4 protein-coding genes are annotated in these 3,466 nt (G+C 47.3%); all 4 read right to left on the minus strand.

All coding sequences use genetic code 11. The annotated features are described in order from the left end of the window. Positions 1 to 135: 135 nt before the first annotated feature. A complete protein-coding gene (locus HMPREF2981_RS06510; protein ID WP_004006348.1) occupies positions 136 to 759 on the minus strand; it encodes a DUF4795 domain-containing protein in 624 nt (207 codons plus the stop codon). A gap of 117 nt (positions 760 to 876) precedes the next feature. Beyond that, positions 877 to 1,407, minus strand: coding sequence for a peptidoglycan-binding domain-containing protein (locus tag HMPREF2981_RS06515; RefSeq protein ID WP_070661788.1), 531 nt, complete (start codon positions 1,405 to 1,407; stop codon positions 877 to 879). A 624-nt stretch (positions 1,408 to 2,031) separates the two neighbouring features. Then, positions 2,032 to 2,544, minus strand: coding sequence for an LURP-one-related/scramblase family protein (locus tag HMPREF2981_RS06520; RefSeq protein ID WP_048752752.1), 513 nt, complete (start codon positions 2,542 to 2,544; stop codon positions 2,032 to 2,034). 165 nt (positions 2,545 to 2,709) lie between these two features. Further along, positions 2,710 to 3,456, minus strand: a complete 747-nt coding sequence (locus tag HMPREF2981_RS06525; protein ID WP_070661791.1) for a uracil phosphoribosyltransferase — start codon at positions 3,454 to 3,456, stop codon at positions 2,710 to 2,712. Positions 3,457 to 3,466 lie beyond the last annotated feature (10 nt).

Genomic DNA, 3,466 nt, shown 5'->3' on the forward strand with positions numbered 1-3,466 from the left:
AGAAAGTCCAGGATTTTCGAGAGTCATCAGGAATACCCTCCTTTGCGTATTTTCAGGTATAGGAAGTTAGAAAAAGCCTTGTCGGGGCAAAATTCTTAAGCAGAAACATGCCCCGTCCAAGTACCGCGAAAACTTTTACCGATGCTCTTCAAACCACTTACGCGCTTCAGGATCAGGTTTACCTGATAATTTATCGAGCATGTCCTGCAACTTACGGATAACTTCTTCGTAGAGTTCTTTCAGCTTATTTTTAATGTCTTCGTATTTACGCTGCACGTCTTCGCCGACTCCCTCAACAAATCGGCCAAGCTCACCCAACTCACGGTTTAGCTCGTCTATTTCCCGACCGAGTTCCGGATCCTCGTAACTGCCCAGAGCAGAGAGCGTCTGCCGACCTATCAGACCATCCGCTGAGACTCCCAGCCAGTTCTGCATAGCGGTGATAGTTGCAGACCCGGAAGCATCACTATCCGAGACCCAGTCCCAACCGGATCCAAAAACAGCCAATTCTTCCTGTGCAGAGGCAGGCTGACTACCGATCAGCCCATCTACTTCAAGACCTGCCCCAAGTGCCTGATTTAGGAATTGCTGAAGCGCAACTGTCGTTCCTTCACCCCAGATGCCATCAGCTTGAAGGGCATTTGCGCTCGGTGCGGTCACAAGGGTCGAGCCGAAAGCGAGCAGACCAGCAGCAGGCACACCAATAGCGGTAGTACGCAACAGCTTACGGCGAGAAAGTCCAGGATTTTCGAGAGTCATCAGGAATGTCCTCCTTTACATATATTTTTTCAGGTGCAGGAAGTTAAAAAGCCTCGATGAGGCGGAGCAACGGTATCAACCTCCGCCCCAACGAGTGCGATATCGACGTGTGCGTTGCTAATTAAATAATTTCTTTATCACATCATTCATATGGTCGTTGGTATGGTCGCTGACGTACTGGTTTATCTCGTTCTGCAGAGCCTGAATTGTAGGCGAAGGTCCGTCCAGTGTCCCGTCAACCGTCAAACCGTAGTGGGCCTGCAAAGCACTCACGGTCTCAGCACCAAATAATCCATCTGCGCTTACACCCAACCAGTTCTGCATCTCCACAATTGCTGGGGAACCAGATGCCTGAGAGTCCTCCACCCACTCCCAGCCACCAACGATGCCGGAGCAGGAAGGGGCAAAGCTTGAGGGCTGCGAGCTGATTACACCATCAGTCGTTAAACCGGAACCCCTGACAGCATTCATAAACTGCTGGAATCCTAATGATGTTCCCGAGCCCCAGTAGCCGTCAACATCAACAGCATTTGCGCTCGGTGCGGTCACAAGGGTCGAACCGAAAGCGAGTAGACCAGCGGCAGGAACGCCAATAGCGGTAGTACGCAGCAGCTTACGGCGGGAAAGTCCGGTATTTTCGAGAGTCATGTTACTTATCTTCCTTTCACATGGTGGTTGGATACACGCACTCGCCACTGTAGAGCTACAAAAGCGAATTTTGAATGCGTACTATCTGTGAACGCCTCATAAAAGAAGGCGCGGGATTATGACATTTCCTCTTCCGGAGCGAGGATTTTATTTAGAGTGCCCAGAATTGCATTTGTAAGATACAACCAGCAACACATCTCAAAGTGATGTTTGGTCACCTCATATAATGCATTTACTGCGTAGCGCTTTCCTGAACGCCTCTGCCCCTACCGTAGAAGCCACACAGGCGAGTTTTCAACCCTTTAAGGCTGTTTTGCTGCATCACGCAAGACAGAAGTTCATGTATTTTATGCTCTATATCAGAGTGGTCATTGTTCAAAACTTTTAAATGTCATATTTCTTATTCGGGCATGTCACATAAAAATATAACGCCACGCTTCGTAAGTTTTTATAAACACTTCATGTTTTAAATATTTTTTCTTAGGTGTTTCAATAAGTAAATATCTATAAGCACGCTTTAATCCCTGCGAGCAGATGGTTATTGTGGCGAGCAGATAACAATCGATTATCTGCTCGCCACAATACTATCTGCTCGCGCCTCATCAAACCTGACGCATAGGGACTTTAGGATCCGTGAAAACTAATTCTAGGCCTGTTCTTCTGCCGCTGATCAGATAGATAATCAACAACGATGAGAACTGCAATAGCAACGTCTTGAAAACGCTGGTCGTACACAGTGATCTGATATTTGTCGCGCATCTTAAACCTAGGCTTGTGAATAGCGGCGACGATACCTCCTTCAAGAACAATCTCAAAGTTACCCTCCCAGAAACTACCCCCGATCTGAAGCGGAGTCTGGTTGAGGTAGGCCTCTATGTTGAGCCCAGCGAGTTTAAACCGTTTGCGCATATACAGCTGGTCGCCAGTGGAAAAGCCAACATTGAAAACGGTACCGAGCCCAAGCTGCCGCTCCAGCGTGAACTGCACGCCAGTCTCAACGTTCGTCACATTCATGTTTTTGCCGAGAACCCGGTAGTTCTCATCAACTTGATATACCGTGTATCCGCCTTCGTCGGTGACGACATAGTGGTCGGTAATTTTGAAGATTTTCTGCGCCGCGTAAAGCTGCCGCATCATGCTCTCCTCTCTATGTGTTTCGGTGGTGTCGTTGGTAGCTCAACCATAGCACCGCGTATGCTCTCAACGACGACTTGTCTTCACCTTACGCGTGTACCCAAAAGGAATTTACGGAACGGGATTTTGGGCGTGGAATCGCCAAGTGCAGCCGAAGGCAAAGGGATTCTAGAGCGATTCATCAGGCACCCCTTCGGATACCTCATGCTGCTTTTGTTCTGAAGATTTGTCTGTCTTTTTAATACTATTTGTCGTGACAATAATCATTAAGATGCCCAAAATAACTTCGTAAAGGGCTACCATAACCCCCACTATTGCAAGAGAGCTCTCGGTAGATGAATATGACCTAAGAATCCGCTCTAGCATAAACGGCACATAGGTAACCTCGGAGATTGGAGCAACAATAAGGACGTAAATATTGACACCTCGTATCCACCGAAACTTGACTGATTTCCTAAACCGCATAAACGCGACAATCTGCAAGATAACGTGAACTATATAGGGCAGTGCAATAATGTTTAAAATAGTTATGATAGTCAGGGAAATACTATCAATCTCATGAATCAAACCGAAAATAAATCCACCGACAAGAAAAACCAGTATGATGAGCGCAGGAATAATAATTAGAATATTCTTGATAGCCTGTGCGATGAGAAGAGGCTCGCGGGTGTTGGGGTCTATATCAAACTGTTGTGATATGCGTTTATGAGGCTCTTCCTTTACCTCAGCACCCTGAGACCCCCGGGACGCCTGGGGATCCAAGGACATCTTACCGTCGGCACCTTCTAAGCCATACAGCTGTGTATATTTTGGCTCTTGTTGGGAATTCTCCGGATTATTCGATGCACTTTGCTTTTCCACGGGAGGCTGCGGATCATTATTATCAGCGGCTGAAAAATTCTTATCGGTGCTCATTGCTGTTCAC

The organism is Rothia sp. HMSC069C01 (assembly GCF_001814655.1).
GTDB classification, from domain to species: domain Bacteria; phylum Actinomycetota; class Actinomycetes; order Actinomycetales; family Micrococcaceae; genus Rothia; species Rothia dentocariosa.

Bases quoted from the DNA above. Each gene is read 5' to 3' on its own strand.
- HMPREF2981_RS06510 (WP_004006348.1), bottom strand. From the start codon at position 759: ATGACTCTCGAAAATCCTGGACTTTCTCGCCGTAAGCTGTTGCGTACT.
- HMPREF2981_RS06515 (WP_070661788.1), bottom strand. From the start codon at position 1,407: ATGACTCTCGAAAATACCGGACTTTCCCGCCGTAAGCTGCTGCGTACT.
- HMPREF2981_RS06520 (WP_048752752.1), bottom strand. From the start codon at position 2,544: ATGATGCGGCAGCTTTACGCGGCGCAGAAAATCTTCAAAATTACCGAC.
- HMPREF2981_RS06525 (WP_070661791.1), bottom strand. From the start codon at position 3,456: ATGAGCACCGATAAGAATTTTTCAGCCGCTGATAATAATGATCCGCAG.